Below are 2,753 nucleotides of genomic sequence, written 5' to 3'. Positions count from 1 at the left end.
AAGAGCGTGACCCAAAGTGGGCAGCTTGGTACCCGGACCGATCGAGCCGAGCACCCAGCGGGGCCGGCCGTCCCCGGCGGTGAACTCGTCGGCGACCTCCCGGGCCACACGCGCACCCGCCTCCGACAGCTCGTGGACACGCTCGGGGATGTCGTACTCGCCGAGCGCGGAATGGTTCGCACCGAACGTGTTGGTCTCCACACAGTCCACACCCACGGCGAAGTACGCCTCATGGACGGAACGGACGATGTCGGGACGGGTGACATTGAGAATCTCGTTACAGCCCTCGAGATGCTCGAAATCCTCGAGCGTCGGGTCCTGCGCCTGGAGCATCGTGCCCATCGCCCCGTCGGCCACCACCACCCTGGAGGCGAGCGCTTCTCGGAGCGCGTCGGTACGGGCGCTCATGACCGCGCTCCGGGGTCACCCAGCCAGTCGCCGAAGGGCCGCGCCGCGGCGGGCCCGTAGACGGTGGTGATGTCCGCGAGCAACCGGTCGGGCCGGACCTCGTACTCCTGCGGTCCCGTGGTGCGCAGCGCCGTTGTGGCCAGCGCGCAGCCCAGGCGGGCGGATGCCGCAGGTGACAGACCCCGGCCGGTTGCCGCGAGGAAACCGGCGCGGAAGGCGTCCCCGGCACCGGTCGGATCTGCCGCGTCCGTGACCGGGACGGCCGGGACGGTGAGGGTTTCGGCTCCTTCGCGGTCGATGCGCACCCCGTCCGCCCCGAGCGTGGTGACCCAGGTGCCGACCTGCCGCAGGACGTCCTCGCGTCGGCGGCCCGTGCGTTCGAGGAGCAGGGACGCCTCGTATTCGTTGGTGAACAGCCAGCGCGCACCGTCCACGAGACGCGCCGTCTGCTCCCCGTCGAGGCTGGCCAGCTGCTGCGAGGGGTCGGCGGCGAACGGGATGCCGGCGGCCCTGCACTCGGCCGTGTGCCGGAGCATCGCCTCGGGGTCGTTGGGCGCGACGAAGACCAGGTCGAGGCGGCCGGCGTGGTCGACGACCCGCTGGACGGCGATGTCCCGGGCCTCGGACATGGCGCCCGGGTAGAAGGCGGCGATCTGATTCAGCTCGCGGTCGGTCAGGCACAGGAAGCGTGCCGTCTGACGGGTTGCGGAGACGTGGACGACATCGGTGTCCACCCCGTGCTCCTTGAGCCAGACCCGGTACTCGGCGAAGTCGTCGCCGACGGAGGCGACCAGTACGGGAGCAAGGCCGAAGCCGCCCAGGCCGTAGGCGATGTTGGCGGCGACCCCGCCGCGTCGGACGTCCAGACTGCCGACGAGGAAGGACAGCGAGACCTTGTCCAGCTGGTCGGGCAGGAGCTGATCGGCGAACTTCCCGGGGAAGGTCATCAGATGGTCGGTGGCGACGGACCCACTCACGGCGATGCGCATGTCAGATCCCCGCGGCCGTGCGCAGGGCGTCCACCCGGTCGGTGCGCTCCCAGGTGAAGTCCTCCAGTTCACGCCCGAAATGGCCGTACGCGGCGGTCTGGGCGTAGATCGGGCGCAGCAGGTCCAGGTCGCGGATGATGGCGGCCGGGCGCAGGTCGAAGACCTCGGCGACGGCCTTCGCTATCCGGTCGGTGGCCACGCGTGCGGTGCCGAAGGTCTCGATGAACAGTCCGACGGGCTCGGCCTTGCCGATGGCGTAGGCGACCTGGACCTCGCAGCGCTGGGCGAGCCCGGCGGCGACGACGTTCTTGGCGACCCAGCGCATCGCATAGGCCGCAGAACGGTCCACCTTGGAGGGGTCCTTGCCGGAGAAGGCGCCGCCGCCATGGCGGGCCATGCCACCGTACGTATCGATGATGATCTTGCGTCCGGTCAGACCGGCGTCGCCCATCGGGCCGCCGATCTCGAAACGGCCCGTCGGATTGACGAGCAGCCGGTAGCCGTCCGTGTCGAGCTTGATGCCGTCGTCGGCCAGCTGCCCGAGAACGTGCTCGACGACGAACTCCCGGATGTCGGGGGTGAGGAGCGAGCCGAGGTCGATGTCGGCGGCGTGCTGCGAGGAGACGACGACGGTGTCCAGCCGGACCGGGCGGCTGCCCGCGTACTCGATGGTGACCTGGGTCTTTCCGTCGGGGCGGAGATAGGGGACCGTGCCGTCCTTGCGCACCTCGGTCAGCCGGCGGGAGAGCCGGTGCGCCAACTCGATGGGCAACGGCATGAGATTGGGGGTCTCGTCGGTCGCGTAACCGAACATCAGGCCCTGGTCGCCCGCGCCCTGCTGGTCGAGTTCGTCGGCCGCCGAGTCGTCGACGCGCCTTTCGTACGCGACGTCGACGCCCTGGGCGATGTCGGGGGACTGGGCGCCGATGGAGACGGAGACGCCGCAGGAGGCGCCGTCGAAACCCTTCACCGACGAGTCGTACCCGATCTCCAGGATCTTCTCGCGCACGAGTGCGGCGATCGGCGCGTACGCGGTGGTGGTCACCTCGCCGGCGACATGGACCTGCCCGGTGGTGATCAGCGTCTCGACGGCGACCCGGGCGGCGGGGTCCTCGCGCAGGAGGGCGTCGAGAACGGTGTCACTGATCTGGTCTGCGATCTTGTCGGGGTGGCCCTCGGTCACGGACTCCGAGGTGAACAGGCGGCGGGACATGTGCACTCCAGGTGTCGGTGATGCGGCTCAGTAGCGGTAGTGGTCCGGCTTGTACGGGCCCTCGACCTCCACGCCGATGTACGCGGCCTGCTCGGGGCGCAGCTCGGTGAGCTTCACGCCGAGCGAGTCCAGGTGGAGGCGGG

The 2,753-nt window shown here is 70.1% G+C and carries 4 protein-coding genes; all 4 read right to left on the bottom strand.

All coding sequences use genetic code 11. From position 1 onward, the window contains the following. Window positions 1-408 (bottom strand): homocysteine S-methyltransferase family protein (locus tag AB0H32_RS44210; protein WP_361134022.1); only part of this gene is annotated, 408 nt, incomplete at its 3' end. Further along, on the bottom strand, window positions 405-1,397 hold the full coding sequence (locus AB0H32_RS44205; protein WP_361134020.1) for a carbohydrate kinase family protein: 993 nt from the start codon (window positions 1,395-1,397) through the stop codon (window positions 405-407). The genes AB0H32_RS44210 and AB0H32_RS44205, both read right to left, overlap by 4 nt. 1 nt (window position 1,398) lies before the next feature. Next, window positions 1,399-2,610 (bottom strand): methionine adenosyltransferase, encoded by a 1,212-nt coding sequence (gene metK / locus AB0H32_RS44200; RefSeq protein ID WP_361134017.1) that lies wholly within the window; start codon window positions 2,608-2,610, stop codon window positions 1,399-1,401. Between the two features lie 27 nt (window positions 2,611-2,637). Then, a partial coding sequence (locus AB0H32_RS44195; RefSeq protein WP_361134040.1) for an adenosylhomocysteinase occupies window positions 2,638-2,753 on the bottom strand: 116 nt, incomplete at its 5' end.

The organism is Streptomyces sp. NPDC020362, assembly GCF_040642095.1.
Lineage (GTDB): Bacteria > Actinomycetota > Actinomycetes > Streptomycetales > Streptomycetaceae > Streptomyces.
Note: the sequence above shows the minus strand (reverse complement) of the source record. Positions and strands in the feature narration are given on the sequence as shown.

Excerpts from the sequence above, each read along its gene's own strand:
- AB0H32_RS44205 (WP_361134020.1), bottom strand. The coding sequence starts at position 1,397 with ATGCGCATCGCCGTGAGTGGGTCCGTCGCCACCGACCATCTGATGACC.
- metK (WP_361134017.1), bottom strand. The coding sequence starts at position 2,610 with ATGTCCCGCCGCCTGTTCACCTCGGAGTCCGTGACCGAGGGCCACCCC.